The sequence below is a fragment of the Liquorilactobacillus capillatus DSM 19910 genome, from assembly GCF_001434915.1.
Lineage (GTDB): Bacteria > Bacillota > Bacilli > Lactobacillales > Lactobacillaceae > Liquorilactobacillus > Liquorilactobacillus capillatus.
In genome coordinates, this window is the sequence record NZ_AZEF01000030.1 from 8004 (window position 1) to 23061 (window position 15058).

Here is a 15058-nt window from a genome sequence, read left to right on the forward strand (position 1 = left end):
CACTAGTACTCGTTGAGCCTGATTCACTTGCACTCGTCGAAGACGACTCGCTAGTACTTGTTGAGCCTGACTCACTAGTACTCGTTGAGCCTGATTGACTGGCACTTGTTGATCCTGACTCACTAGTACTTGTTGAGGCCGACTCACTAGTACTTGTTGATCCTGACTGACTCGTACTCGTTGAAGCCGATTCACTAGTACTTGTTGAAACCGACTCGCTCGTACTTGTTGAAACTGACTGACTGGCACTTGTTGAAGCCGATTCACTAGTACTTGTTGAAACTGACTCGCTCGTACTTGTTGACCCTGACTGACTGGCACTTGTTGAGGCTGACTCACTAGTACTTGTTGAGGCCGACTCACTATTACTTGTTGATCCTGACTGACTCGCACTCGTCGAAGCCGATTCGCTTGTACTCGACGAGACCGATTGGCTCACACTCGTAGGATCTTTTTTAAGAGTTATAATTGTGTCTTTACCCAAGTTAGCCGGAACACTGCCATTCCTTATATCATTTATATTAACAGTATTACCATCAGCATCCTCTGCATTCATAATATAGCCTGGTTTGTCAGCAAAAGATGGATAGTATGCTTTCGATGCATCTGATGCATCATTGACATACTGTTTTTGACTAATTACAGCTCCATTTTCATCCTTAACTATTAGATTCCCCAATTTATGATATTGATATTGAATATTCTGTGTTTGATTGACATAAGGATTGACAATATTATATGTTGACCCGCTGTTTCCCTTATACGTAGTGCTTCCAGATGCTACCACAGACTCAGTATCTGCTAAGTATTCTGCACCACCGCTCCGATATCTATCATAAATTTGAACCTGCATTGTTCCATTCGCGTCAGTTTGAGTATAAACAACTCTTACGTAACCATCATGATAATTTTTCTCATATTTGGCGCCAATTTTCCCAAATTGCGACATTTTACCATTACCATTTTGATTCGTATCGCTTGTATAATAACCAGTAACAACTTTACCGGCTGAAGTTGTGTAGTCTTGACCTGTCCAACCAGATTGAGTGACAGGATCTATACCTGAAATTGAATTCCCATTCTCATCAATATAAGTTGTTGTTTGAGTAATCTTTTTAGGAACAAAATTAGTTATTGTTGCATACTTATTAGAACCAGAGATATAGTTTACGTAGTCATTTTCCAAGCCCAATCCGTTACCCTTAATAACAAATGAATAATTTCCATCTACATTGTCATAATAGTATGTTAAACCATTAAATGACTTTGAAGAAGCTGATGCATTACTTGCTGTAATAGTCAGTTCAGCTGGAGCTGCTGTCCCCTTGGTTTCTTTTACATACAGCGCCCCACTGCCATTACGATCTATCGAGACTAAAATACTTCCTTGTAAGTTATTAGAAAAATAAGAAGGATAAACCTTAATCCATTCAAAACTGTATCTATTTGCGTTATCCCCATTATCCGGCATTCCATTTGGATAAATCGGATCGCTAACTGAAAAACCAGTATTCGCAGCTTGAAGGTTCTCTTTGTTTTCACTTACAGCCGCTGCTTTTAACGTAGTAACACCTTTATTAGCAACTGTTGCTTGTTTTGAAATATTCTTAGCTTCAACATTTGTATTTTGCCTATTTACAGCTTTAGATGCTGTTTCACTTTTTGTTTGCGTCTGGCTTGTCGAAGCTACTTCGCTAGTTGAAAAAGTATTTTTATTATCTGATGACAAGCTACTTGTTAAAAGACTGTCATTAGCCGATACAATATCTTCACTGGTTGCCATTGTGTTGCTTGTTATTGACACGATGTCATTGCTATTTATACTTATGTCACTTGCTGAAGACAAACCCTTTGCTGATGTTGCACTTTCACTACTTGTAGTTGTGTTACTTATTGAAGATACATCACTACTTGACGCTGTACTGTCACTGCTTGCAGTTGTGTTGCTTGTTGACGATATATTGCTACTTGATAAAATATTCTTTGTTGAAGAAGCTTTATCAACTGATGATGAAGTTGATGTTATCGTTGATTCACTAGTTGAAGTGCTCGAATTACTTAAACTCTCATTAACCGAAATACTTTCACTTTGCGAGCTACTTTTATATGTAGAGACACTTTCACTTGTTGAAGTCGATTGACTTACAGATTCTGAAGTAGTATTTGATTCACTGCTTTGACCTGATGTCGAAGCTTCGGAAGAACTATCATTATTACTGCTTAGCTGAGCCGTATCTTTGTTAGCTAAAACAGTATTTGCAGATACTGTTTTAGTCTTTCCTGCTCCTACAACTTGATTAGCAGACGCTGTACTGGATGACACGAAGACACCACCTGCAAGGGCTCCTAACGATGCTAAAAGCTTCAGAGTACCTTTACTTCTGGAATCCAAAGACTCTTTTCTTTCAAGATCAATATCTCGAACGTCAATACTTGCTAAACTTTTTCCATGAAACACTCTTAGAATTCCAATACTCGATATTAACGAGCTTACCCACGACTTACCTGCCTTATACATTTTTACCCTAGTTGTTCTATCAGTCTCCGAATAATTTCCCCTATATTTCCTTTTCATAATTAGCTCCTAACTTAAGTTAAAAAATAGCAAAAATAAACCAGCAGTGTTTTTTACTGCTAATGGTTATTTTATGATACATTTTAAACAAAAACAAGAAATATAGGTATTGTAATCTAAAAAAAGTTTTTAATATTACACAAAAAAGAGCATAACATGCTCTTTTAATTAAATATTCAATTAATTCGCACCCTCACTAAAACCTTAAATACGAAACAAGAGGCTATAAAACACTAAACAAAGATATTAATATCCCTATAACCACTATTGTGCTGACAATAATTGCGGCTATTTGTCCTATATTTCTTTTATCTTCCTTTTTACCACTCGAATAGCGTGCAGCATTTAAGCGTTTATTAATACTTTCTTTTAGAAGATCTTGCTCATCTTTTTTCATATCATTCACCTTTTTAAAGTCATCTTTTTATTTCAAAACATTCTGGTAGTCCTTCACTTTCACTTCATTTGCTTCACTATGTTGAACTTGAAGAAGTTTCTGCAAAATAGCATCATTTTTCAAACATTCATTCATTTTTTTCGATATTTTTTCAATATCTTTAGGGTTATAAATATTTTCCAAAGCTAAATACTCTTGATTGTGTAATATATTGCTAAAAGATAAAATCAATAAATTATTAAAAAACGCTGTTCTGACCGCATTTAATAGTTCTCCTCCATGATTGATGTCAAGGTAGTAATCACTATTTTGCCATAACATCTCGGTCATCTTATGCGAAATATTAGGAAATAAAGTAACGTTAGAAAACATTGCTAATTTGCTTAGCCTGGAAGACATTTCAGTAACCGCAGCTATATTAAAGTGCATATTAGGTACATTTTTTATCAAGTAATCAATTTTTTCAATATTATCAGAATTAGTCATAATTAGAGCATTGTTTTCATGTTTGTTTGTGCGCATAAACTCATAAATATAACCTAACAGTGAAAACATATCAGCGGATGGTTTGTTCCAAAGTTCTTTTGCACGTTTGAAGGTACTTTTTTTATTAAAAATAATTCTACGTGTTCTTTTAGATTGACCATTCAAAATAATTTGCATATTACTGGGAATTTCATTGTCAAGTGGCTCTTGCCAGAATAGGATATCTTTTCCCGGCCTTTTTACATTTAAAGATACAAAAAATGGGTAAGATAAAGAATTGTAAAAAATTCGATCTAACAAATATCCCTTGAGCTCAAGATAGAATTGTACAAACTCTTCTTTTGACTGAAAATCAAAAATCTGATGCTTATAATTTAAAATAATGTCATTTGTCACAAAATTTTCCACAATCACTTCTAATTTTTTAGAAGAATAGAACGTTTTTGTAATTGCTTGACCATCTAAGTTATATATTGTTTCTGCAAAAATTCTCCCACACCTATTATAGTAATCTATACTTCGAACTCTTTGACCTTTATCTAACCATCTTACTTCTTTGACCAAACGTTTATCCTTAGGAGATGCGTAAATTATCTCAGCAGCTTTCCTATCATAATCAAATACTGCTGCACTACTATTGTCACCCTTAATTTCCCAAAGCTCTGGGACACACACTTGATTAAAAAAAAGCGGGTCCCCTTGATCGATACTGTCGTTTGAAAAAAAGCTGTAAGGGGATTCTATCCCTGTAGGTAACCAGCCATCATCTTCAATTACTACTGTCGGTTGAGTATATCCAGCTGCAAGTAGTGATTTATAAAGGTCAATCATGCTTTGAGTATTTTTGTCGAATAAATTAATCATTATTTATCCCTCCAACAACTTTTCCCACTTTCGTTCAACTTCATTCGCCAAAAACTTTTCGCCGATATGGTAAGAAACTTTTCTAAATGACTGGATATTCTTGCTTCTAAACAATTTAAGTATTTTATTTGAAATATTATCAGTTATCTCTGACAAATTCGGATTTCCATCATAATTGATTAAAAAGCCATTTTGATCATTTTTAATAAAAGTTTTGTTTCCATAACGTACGTTTAAACCAATTAGTGGTAATCCTGAACCAACCGCCTCTAAAAGAGTCAGTCCAAATCCTTCACTTGTTGATGCCGTAATATAGGCCTCATAGTTTTTGTAGACTTCTGTTACATCCGCATGTCCCTTTAAATGAATATAACTTCCTGCCTTATTGTAATTTATTAAAGCTAGTAACTTATCATGTTCGCCGCCACTGCCATAAATATCAAATACTAACTGTGGAATATTCTTGTGAGCCTTGACAACAGCTAAAATCAACCAGTCGATATGTTTTTCAGAAGCGAGCCGAGACACTGTTATTAAACTATGTGATTTTCGACTTTTCATAGAATAGCGTAATTTGTTCAAGTCTCCAACAGGAATTGTTACTACCTTTGGTACATAAGTACAATATTTTTTAAAATGTTCCTGCATGAACTTGTTTTGTACATCTGTTGCTGTAATGAAGAAATCAACGTAACGTGCGTAATCAAATTGGTACTCATAATAATTGTTCCAGAGAATGTTCTTATTATCAGTAGCATTCTCGCTAAAATGTTCGGCATGGACTACAACACCCAGCCTGGCTGCACCACGATTACGAAAAACAGACTGTCCCATGCAAGTAGCTCGATCTAGCAACAAAACATCTTTTGAAGTTAGATTCAACTTACTGAGAAAATAGTTAATCAATTCACTTTTTGAATATAAAATAGAATCCTTCATCCGATATATCTCATCTTTTCCATCAACTATCTGTTCATATGCAACTGATCCATCTTCGTTAAAAAATCGTCGCTGATAAAGGTGAGCTCGATTATCACGCGGTGTATAATACTCCGAAAGCAGTTTCGTATATGTATAGTAATCTTTACGAATTAAAAAATCATGAGATACATATTCAACTCGTTCAACAATGTTGCTGCCATTCTCTTTCAAAAAAGCAGTTACAAATTTATTTTCTTTCTCAAAATGATAGCGTACTATCTTCGCTCCATCACGTTCGATAGCTCCCTTCCTCTTCTTAAAATTTATGCTTTTTTCTAATTGTTTCAATGTATAAGTTGTTGGCGAAATTCTGACGTCCGTAAAATATTGATATAACCATATAATCTCATTGTCAGTAAAACCGATATTCTTAGTCATATGCTCGATATTTTCATTTAAAATTAAATCAGTAAATATAAATTTTGCAGGTTGCTTTATATTTCGTAGTAGGCGTGCTCGATAGACTTGAGCATATTCAACTCCACTGCTCGCCCAGCCAATACCCAAATTAAAACTATATACAGTCATGCTAATCCCATCTTTCTACGAAAAATAAATAGAACGGATCCCATCCTCATCTTCTAAAATAGTACTCAACAATAAATTTTGCACCGCTTGTTGCTGGATATTTTTTTTCATTTTTTTAAAAGAATTTGCAGCTTCACGATGATATTCAAAGATTGGATTTCTTTGAGCATATTGACGACTAGAAACAACCGTTCTGAGCTGTTGCAAATTATCTACCTCTTCTATCCAACAGTCATCAATAGCTTTTAATAAAGACAGTCTATAAAATCTGTTTATCTCCTTTTTATCAGTCAATGTCTTCTTTTTCACATTTAACTCTTTTCGACAAATTTCTAATAATAGAATCCTTATTTTCTTGGAGTCACTACAATCGGTTTCCCCAGGTAAAACGCCATACTTGTAACTTAAATTATCAAAAATAAAACGAGTAACTCCAAATACAGTTAAGGTATTATTTTTTTGAATAAACCCATCAATATACTTTTCAAATAACTGATCTATATCATATCTGGATTCACCAGTCTGTTCTATCAAATCATTTCTTTGTTTATAAACTAATTCTCTTTGAACTCTGACACTCTCATCTAACTCAAGTATAGTTTTTCGTTGTTGAACACCGCTACTGTCACTATATTTTTGTGCCCTTTGAATTGCTTTTTTTATTCGAAATGAAGTTAACCTTTTTGGCTTATCAAATACAGAATTTTTATGTTTTTCATAAAATGTGTGCATCCATCTGGCTCCATATTTAATAGCTAGCTCATCCTCAAATGAAACAAAAAATTTACTCATACCCGGATCTCCCTGTCTGCCCGAGCGACCCCGCAGTTGTAATTCTATTCGTTCATTAGCCATTTTTTCTGTGCCTATTACTGCTAAACCGCCAAGTTCTGCCACACCTCTTCCTAACTTGATATCAGTTCCTCGGCCAGCCATCGAAGTTGCAACAGTAACATGGCCTTTCTGTCCTGCTTCTACAATGATTTCAGCTTCCTTTGCTGCATTATATGCATTTAAAACATTATGTGGTATTTGTTCATGTAGCAAAAGTTCAGAGTATATCTCAGAAATTTCAACTGAAGCTGTAACTAACAGAATTGGTTGTCCTTTCTTATGCAACTGTCTAACTAGTTTCATTGAAGCTAGAAGTTTTTCAGGAAGTGTTGTATATATCTCATCTGGAAAATCTTTGCGAACGATCGGTTTATTTGTAGGAATTTGAACAACCTTCATATAGTAAGTTTCAATGAACTCATCTTCGGCTGTTTTTGCTGTTCCAGTCATTCCACCAATCTTTTTGAACATTCTGAAAAGATTTTGATAAGTGATAGATGTCATTGCCCGCATGTCAGGTGTCAATTCAATGTTTTCCCGTGCTTCTAACGCCTGATGCTGCCCTGACTGTAATTTTGTCATTTCAAGAACACGACCGTTTTGATCATCCAAAAGTTTTACTTCACCTTTTTCAACAACATAATTTTTACCATTCTCAAATAGTGTGTGTGCTCTCAAACCTAATTCAAGTTGACGTACTAATTCCGTGTGCGTTCCATCATACAAATTCTTCAAAGAAAAGTAACGTTCTGCCTCATCTATTCCCTCCTGTGTTAACCAAACATTCTTCTTTTCCTCGTCCAGTCTGTATCCGATATTTTCGGTGAGCAACGATACAAAATCATTAGCTAATTTGTACATATTTGATTGCACTCGAGGAGCACCAGAGATAATCAATGGCATTTGTGCACTATCTAATAAGACTGCATCTGCTTCATCAACTATCACATAACCGAAAGATCGCATATATTTTTCCTTTGCACTATCTGCTAAGTTATCCAGTAAGTAGTCAAAACCCACTGCGCTATTTGTCGTATAAACAATATCAGCAGCATATATTTTTTTTTTATCTTCAGGCTTTAGTTCTATGCTTGGATTTTCTGTCACGCCAGAAGCGACTGTTAGGCCTAACCAGCGATATACACGTCCCATTTCTTTCGCATCACGTAAGGCTAGATATTCATTCGTTGTGACCAAAATCGTACTTTCACCAGTCAAAGCATTCAAATACAATGGCATGGTCGCACTCAAAGTTTTACCTTCTCCTGTTTTCATTTCTGCAACATTTCCCTGATGAAGGACTATCCCTCCCAAAACCTGAGTATCAAATGGAAACATTCCAAGTACGCGTCTGTCTACCTCACGAACAACAGCAAAAGCTTCAGGTAGAAGATCATTCAAAGAAACACCTTTTTTTAACATCCTCTTAAAATGAAGCGTCTTATCTTTTAGCTGACCATCAGAAAGCTTTCTCATTTTTCCAGCATAACTATTTACTTTGGCTAGAATTCTTCGTAGTTTTTTCAACTCTAAAGCATTCATTGACAAAGGCATATCTCTCACTCACCTTACTTGTATTTTTTTAAACTGCTTTTATCTGAATTTTCCTACTAGAACACCGTTAAGTCAGTAGATCTGTCAAATAAAGGTGCAGCAATTTTTTTACTGTCTGAATCTCCAATAGATTCATTAGCAAGAATGCCCCTTCCGCGCAGTAATTGTGCATAACGCCTTGCACTTGGATTTGAAAGTGGTCCGCACCCCCTTATTATTATTTTTTTAAAACCTTTACTAAGAGTTTCAATTCTTTTCACGGTGACTTCTCTTGTATACATCTTTTCATTTGAAACCATGCTCTGAATAAAAATACAATTTTTAAAAGGAAAACTAGCTTCTGCCCGTGGAACTGTACAGATGTTAAGCGAAGGCTCTCCCAAAACTATATTCAACTCATTGGACGCTTGGGCGTTATAAACTTTAGAAATAAACACTTCAGTATTTCTAGCAGAGGGAAACTCCACTGGAGAAAGTACAAGATATCTGAATTTTAGTCGGGAACACCCCGCATTCAGAAGACTTATCGTATAATAGTAGGCTCCCTCTGGAGGCTTAAATAATTCTTCCATTTTTTTAACGGAAATTTGTTTCATTACTTTATTAGTTCTGTCATAAAAATCAATACGTAAATAAATTGTAGCTTCTGGAAAACTATAAGCTTTGAGCAAAATTCGATATTTCTTTCCTTTTTTTAAAATAGGGAGCTGTGGACTAAAACGTTTGGCTTGATAATTTGTTTGTGAATACCAAGTATTAATTGCTTTCCCGGGAGACATTAAACTATTCTTGAAATCTACATCACCGTTTTGTTGAAATATAATATCTGAACCATAAAGATATGTTGACGCAGCAGATTTCCAATAAATAACATTAGCTGTATATCCTATCATTTTAAATTCCTTCTAAAATCTTTCAGTAAAATATATCGATACTGCGTTAAAAACCAATTAACAATAGCCGGTGTATTATCGTTATGTCTTCCAATATATCCCCTACCAATTACCTTCGCATTTTTTCTTTGTAATCTTTCCACAAGCTCTCGAAAAGCTCCACGATCATAATCATCATTTTTCATATAAGCTGCAGCAATAGTCGTATTCTTAAAGTCTGTCTTAGAAAAAACATTCCAGAAACGTTTATTTAACTCAAAAGCTGCTGTCTCAGAGCTTTCATTTGTGGTTAGTCTCAGAATATCCAAGGCTGTATCAAATTCCTGAGGACGTAGAATCTTGCCGTTAAGTGCGATTGTGCCCAAGTTGAGCAAAGGTTTTCCCGCAATAATAGCATGTGGCTTAACCTTGCTTCCATAGTACAGCGCACCAAATGTTCCCATAGATATTCCAGATAATATTAATTGACTGTTATTAAAACCAAGATGGTGCAATGAATTCATAATTACAGTTATAATCTCATTTTCGAATTCTTCTGAACCAAGGTAAAATGCTCCACCTTCAAGTCGTGGATCAGTGAATAGAATAAACGGAGCATTCATTTTTTTCATCATAAAATATCCTTCAAATCCTTCTAACGAACGGTAGCCCGCAAAATAAACATTTAAAGGTGGTTGCATATCACCAGGATCAAAATAGTACATGAATTCTTGTCTATTTTGGTCAACGTAGCGCTGACCACCAGGAATAAATTCACCAAGTCCTAAGCGAGACCATCTATAATGGAGAGGTCCTACTTGTATCTTGCCAGCTCCTCTTGCGTATAAACTAACATTTAGAAAAACTCCACTTGTTTCATTGTGTGTCCCATCAATGACAACTGGGCTTTCTAAATCTTTTTCACTAACTGACCAAGATGTTTGCTTGTTATCAGTGGAACCATTTATTGTTTCAAAAAAAGCCATTTTCAATTCGCACCCAGTTGACTTTATAAATTCTGGCCAAATCTCAATTTTTTTATTTTGATCAACAAATATATTTTTCTGCCAAAAGATTAATGGTTCAAAGTCACTGCCAAATTCTCCTTCTAATTTAAGATATGCATTTCCTTTATACTTGCAGCTTCCATTAAATGTAGGGGTAATTCTTATCGTATTTATACCTAACTTTATCCCGCTTTGCTTGTTAAAAAAGCCAAAAGCAATCTGTTCTAATACCGCTTTGCGATTTTTAGCTGAAACTGCTTGTGCTAGTTTTGCATTAAGAAAATGATGTAGTGCCATATCATCTGAAACTGCTTCTTGAATAAATAAAACAGCATAAGTCTGTGCTATGTCATCCAGGCAATTAATATTATGAATACCTGAAAATTCCGTCAGAAAAACTACGTCAAAGTTTTGGCTTTTTTCGCCATTTTCAGCTAAAGAAATTTGTTTTAAATCCGTAGAAGGTACAAAGTTCCACTCAAGCTGTTTAGGTATATTTTCAGTTTTAGCCCAGTTTGCTGTGCCTATTTGTAGTACCTTGATTTGTTTGTGTACTATTTTTACCATTCCTTCCTGTTATTTGTTTCCATTTTTTAATCAAGTTACTACTAGAATATTCAGAAATCTTGGTTGCCGCGTACATCAAAGCATTGTTCCAATGCGCTAGACCCTCAAGATAATAATCAACGGCCTCGGAAAGTCCATCTAACTGATCAATAATCAAGCCATTTTTATGATCTTCAACATAACTGGTTTTGACTATATTTATTTGTGGTACTCCCGCACTGATACCTGCAATTTGTAAAAATAAATTAGGTTGCATACTCAAATCTATTATCAAACGTACATCCGACACTTCTTTTATGATGTCATCTTCCACATAAATAGTCTGCCAACAGATATTTTTCTTAGATTTTTTATCAATTTCATTTAACTCAGAATCTGATTTCGTTAGATTTTCACTATTAAAAGTAAAATACTCAGCTAGTCCATTTTTAGCTATTGTTTCATTAGCTATCTGTGCAAAAGTTTCTGTGCTCATTTCGTATTCTGAGTACGCGGCAACAGTTAATTCAATTCGTTTATCAGCTTTCATTAAAAGTAAAAGTTGTCGGAGTACTATACGCATTTCCGGTTGTGTTAATCCTTCAATCAACCAAAAAATTTTTAATTCTCTAATACGTTGACTTTTACCTAAGCGTAAACGACTATCAAAGGGCGTTATTTGCTCTATATTTTTGTTTGCACATCCCTTCTTGGCTATAATTTCCTTAACTTCCGTATTGGTATAGTCAGTATCCGTAACGCAAGAATCTGCCTTCGCCAAAATCTGCCGTAAACTATTCGTGTCCTTAATGGGATATCGATCGCTGAAAAAAGATAAAATTATTTTTATATCGTAACGAGCTTCTAAAAGTAAATCATTGCGCTTTTCTTCAGCTGCAATGACCAATACATCGTCTTGGTATGTTTTATTGTCTAGAAAACTTTGAAACTTCTCAAAAATTAAGTCTTCAATATTTTTGTAACAACTATGCTTAAATTCTTCTTTGAACTCAGAATTGACCTCAACTTGTGGTTTTGTTGAGATATAGTTAATACAAATACGCCAGCGACCTGTCAAATCTAAAAACTTCTGGTAACTTTCACATTCCTGCTTATCAAAATAAATTACACTTGATAGGAAACCACGATCGTCAAAAATAAGTCTTCTAGTTATTTTACCGTTCTCTAAAAGATCAATTCTCAGTAAAGCTCCTATACTATCAAATTCAATACGTGCTATGACTTCCCCCTTGTACCTTGCAAGTACTAAGAATGGTGTGTAGCTGAAATCTGTTCCAGATGGCCAATTCAGCTCCATAAAGTCAAAGGGGCGCATCTGCGTATCCGAAATATTTTGAATGTCATCAAAGATACTGTAATAATCTATTTCATAGATATCCTGACGGTGTAAAAAGCCACGCAGATTGGGAGAGTATTCTAAAATCAAAGTTTTAGATTTTTCTTGTGTTCTGTTAAACATTCTCAATTGACTTATAGTGTCATCAAATTCTATTCCTTTATTATTACGGTACCAAGGTAATGCAGAACTATTCCATTCATATTTGTTATTCGTGTGCCATGATGGCAAAAAATAATACATCCGCTGACTCCTTTCGTTCTACTGCTTATTCAAATATTTCCTTATAGTTATGCAATATCTTAATTGCCTTTACCTGTTCTTCGACCGTCAACATCATTCCTACCGTCATCATCAGAAAGCCTGGCATCATTAAAACTGCAGAATAGCTAGGATAAACAACTCCAACATAGAGAGGCACGCCAGCAATCAAGCTACTAAAGAGCGCTCCTATAAGTGAAAGTTGGTTAACATAAGTTTGTAAGTAATCCCGTGTAGATCTTCCAGGGCGATAACCGTTAATATAATCACCACTGTTTCTAAAATTCTCCGCAATTCTTTCCGCATCCACATTTATTGAACCAAAAATAAAAGACAGTCCGAAAAGTGTAACAACATATAATGAAACACCAAAATAAGAGCTGAGACCAATGTGTTGTGAGAGCCAGTATAAAATGTTATTGCTGGGGAAAACACCAGTAAGAAGTTGGATGATATAATTTGGAACCATTAGAATCGATAATCCAAACATTACAGCTATTGCACCACAAGGATTTAATTTTATAGGCAGATATACCTGATTTCCTAAGCTATTATTGACCAATATCCTATTAATTTTGATCCTATATTCAGATTTCTCAAATATTATAGAAATAACTATTATAAAAACGGCTAGTAGGAGAATTCCTGCTACCAGTAACAGCGGATATGATAAATTTCCCCAAGTTGGTTTGAAAACTCTGACAAATGTTTCTTCCATACTACCAATCATTCCAAAAAAAACGATTAGAACCGAACCACCAATTCCAAACTCACTGTTCATATTCGCCAACCAAACTAAGAAAAATGTGCCACCACTCATAATAATAACTAGTGAACTCAAAACAAAAAACGTTTTTTCAGTTAGGCTAAATCCAGTCAACATTCCCAGGGCCTCAATTACTGCAATCACAAGAGTCATCAAACTCTTGTAAAAATCAGCCTCTTTTTTATTCAATTTATCCAAGTTGAACCGTTTGATCATCACCAAAAGCTGCCAAATAATCATCGCAGACATCCAAGGCCCTAAACCGAGTGAGAAAAGAGCGATTTGAGATAGATTTGCACCAGTAGCTCCACCTGATAAAATTAAAAGAAAACTTTGTTTTGAACTTTGAAATATATCATCATAATTAGTAAAAGGTAGAGGAATATTCCTTCCGAACATATATATGATTAAAATTAGTCCACTCCATAAAACCTTCCTTATAAAAATATGTTTCCTATTTTTTTTTATCCCTAACAATTTTTTACCCCATAACTTAGTTTCATTTAGAAATTAGTCTTTTCATCAGTCTTTTCGCGTAAAAGTGCGTGTACAGAATCCAACAAAGTCTTTTTTGTAAAATATCCATTTTTCAACAGAAAAGAAAATCGGTGCACATTTACAGCCATTTGATGATAATTATCTATTGATATTTTTTCTGTTTTTTTAATCATCTCATCCAAGGAATCCACTATTATACCTAGGTTATTTTCTTTAATAAGTTGTTCATTTGATATGCCCTTGGGCACTATCACCGGTATTCCTGCAGCTAAATAGGTGCTTAGCTTATATGAAGTGCACATTTCCATATACGTTTTGGTGTAATTTTCTTCTGACCAGACAAGTCCCCAACCACCTTGAGATAATTTTGAAATTAGATTGGTAGTGTACTGCCATCCCTCAAAAATAATATTCCCACTAAGTTCATCTGATTTCTCTGCAAATAACCGTAAAGCAATATCGTAATTCCACCTTTTAACAAAATCAAATTTTTGAGGACTTCCAATGAAGTTTATATATTTTTTCAATACAGGTTCTTCTAAATACGCCTCTGTTGGATAATCCCAGATATTTTGAATGATAACTTTTTTGACAGTCATTCCCATATTTTTCAAAAAAATTGCCATTTTATATGAAGGTACAATAATCAAATCTGCATGATTATATAAGTTAATCACCTTAGAAAGTAGATATCTATTAGACTCAAACATTAATGGGGGAACATCATTAATAAAAAAAGCCACTTTTACATCTCGATATGCTTTCAACTTCTTTATAAAAGCTTTATCATAAGTTATCCCATTCCATGTAGGGACTTGAAAAAATACAATGTCGCCATTAGCAATTCCTGACAATATTCCATCCATTCGTCTGCTTAACTCATCTTCACTATCTGTTTTCACATCATAGAAATAGATACCAATCTCATTAAAACCAAGTTCAGCAGCTATTTTTGCAGTCGTATTTTGTGCCATCATAGCTACACTTTTTACCGATTGACCATAAAGATTCGTAATATGTATTCTCAACCTAAAATACCCTACCTCTCGCTTCATATATAAATTATTTTCATTATTTTTATGAATTTGTATAATTCGCTAATTAAGTTTATTATATTACTCTTAATAGTATAACAAATTTAATATGAATACACCTAAATTTTATATTCAATATCGCATAAAAGCTATTTAAATGTATTTTTAGCTTTGATATTCCAAAAACATTTTCTCTTATCTTAAACATTTAATAAGAGTTATTTGGGTCAGCATTTAGTAACTTAACTCTATCTAAGAGATATAGAGCAACACTATAAGAGAATTCAATATCGTCCCTAGACAAAACGAATACGGCTAACATAGTTATCCCAAGGTTAAAAAGATATCCGTACTGAAAAGATTTTATTAAAATAAACTACGAAACTAAATGTAGTCTTTAACTTTATCAAATCAATTCAGTGCGGGAAGAGTTGATACTACTAAACTGTGTAAACACGGATTCACAAATAGATTATTTTCTATTCTTAGTACCTTATA

10 protein-coding genes are annotated in these 15058 nt (G+C 34.3%); all 10 read right to left on the reverse strand.

What is annotated here, in order from left to right; genetic code table 11:
* On the reverse strand, positions 1–2575 hold a 2575-nt coding region (locus FC81_RS11165; protein WP_235804656.1), incomplete at its 3' end, for a KxYKxGKxW signal peptide domain-containing protein.
* A gap of 223 nt (positions 2576–2798) precedes the next feature.
* The gene (locus tag FC81_RS10915; protein ID WP_157054745.1) at positions 2799–2972 is read right to left on the reverse strand and encodes a hypothetical protein; all 174 of its coding nucleotides are present in this window, start codon (positions 2970–2972) and stop codon (positions 2799–2801) included.
* A gap of 27 nt (positions 2973–2999) precedes the next feature.
* Positions 3000–4322 (reverse strand): accessory Sec system glycosylation chaperone GtfB, encoded by a 1323-nt coding sequence (gene gtfB / locus FC81_RS07455; RefSeq protein WP_057745126.1) that lies wholly within the window; start codon positions 4320–4322, stop codon positions 3000–3002.
* A 3-nt stretch (positions 4323–4325) separates the two neighbouring features.
* The gene (gtfA, locus tag FC81_RS07460) at positions 4326–5831 is read right to left on the reverse strand and encodes an accessory Sec system glycosyltransferase GtfA (RefSeq protein WP_057745127.1); all 1506 of its coding nucleotides are present in this window, start codon (positions 5829–5831) and stop codon (positions 4326–4328) included.
* 15 nt (positions 5832–5846) lie between these two features.
* A complete protein-coding gene (secA2, locus tag FC81_RS07465; protein ID WP_057745129.1) occupies positions 5847–8219 on the reverse strand; it encodes an accessory Sec system translocase SecA2 in 2373 nt (790 codons plus the stop codon).
* Between the two features lie 56 nt (positions 8220–8275).
* A complete protein-coding gene (gene asp3, locus FC81_RS07470) occupies positions 8276–9112 on the reverse strand; it encodes an accessory Sec system protein Asp3 (RefSeq protein WP_057745132.1) in 837 nt (278 codons plus the stop codon).
* The gene (gene asp2, locus FC81_RS07475; protein ID WP_057745135.1) at positions 9109–10665 is read right to left on the reverse strand and encodes an accessory Sec system protein Asp2; all 1557 of its coding nucleotides are present in this window, start codon (positions 10663–10665) and stop codon (positions 9109–9111) included. The genes asp3 and asp2 overlap by 4 nt, the downstream gene beginning before the upstream one ends.
* Positions 10604–12244, reverse strand: coding sequence for an accessory Sec system protein Asp1 (asp1, locus tag FC81_RS07480; RefSeq protein WP_057745138.1), 1641 nt, complete (start codon positions 12242–12244; stop codon positions 10604–10606). Before asp1 ends, asp2 begins: the two co-directional genes overlap by 62 nt.
* A gap of 25 nt (positions 12245–12269) precedes the next feature.
* Complete coding sequence (secY2, locus tag FC81_RS07485; protein WP_083478791.1) at positions 12270–13505, reverse strand: accessory Sec system protein translocase subunit SecY2; 1236 nt, start codon at positions 13503–13505, stop codon at positions 12270–12272.
* A gap of 26 nt (positions 13506–13531) precedes the next feature.
* On the reverse strand, positions 13532–14554 hold the full coding sequence (locus tag FC81_RS07490; RefSeq protein ID WP_057745144.1) for a sugar transferase: 1023 nt from the start codon (positions 14552–14554) through the stop codon (positions 13532–13534).
* Positions 14555–15058: the final 504 nt, after the last annotated feature.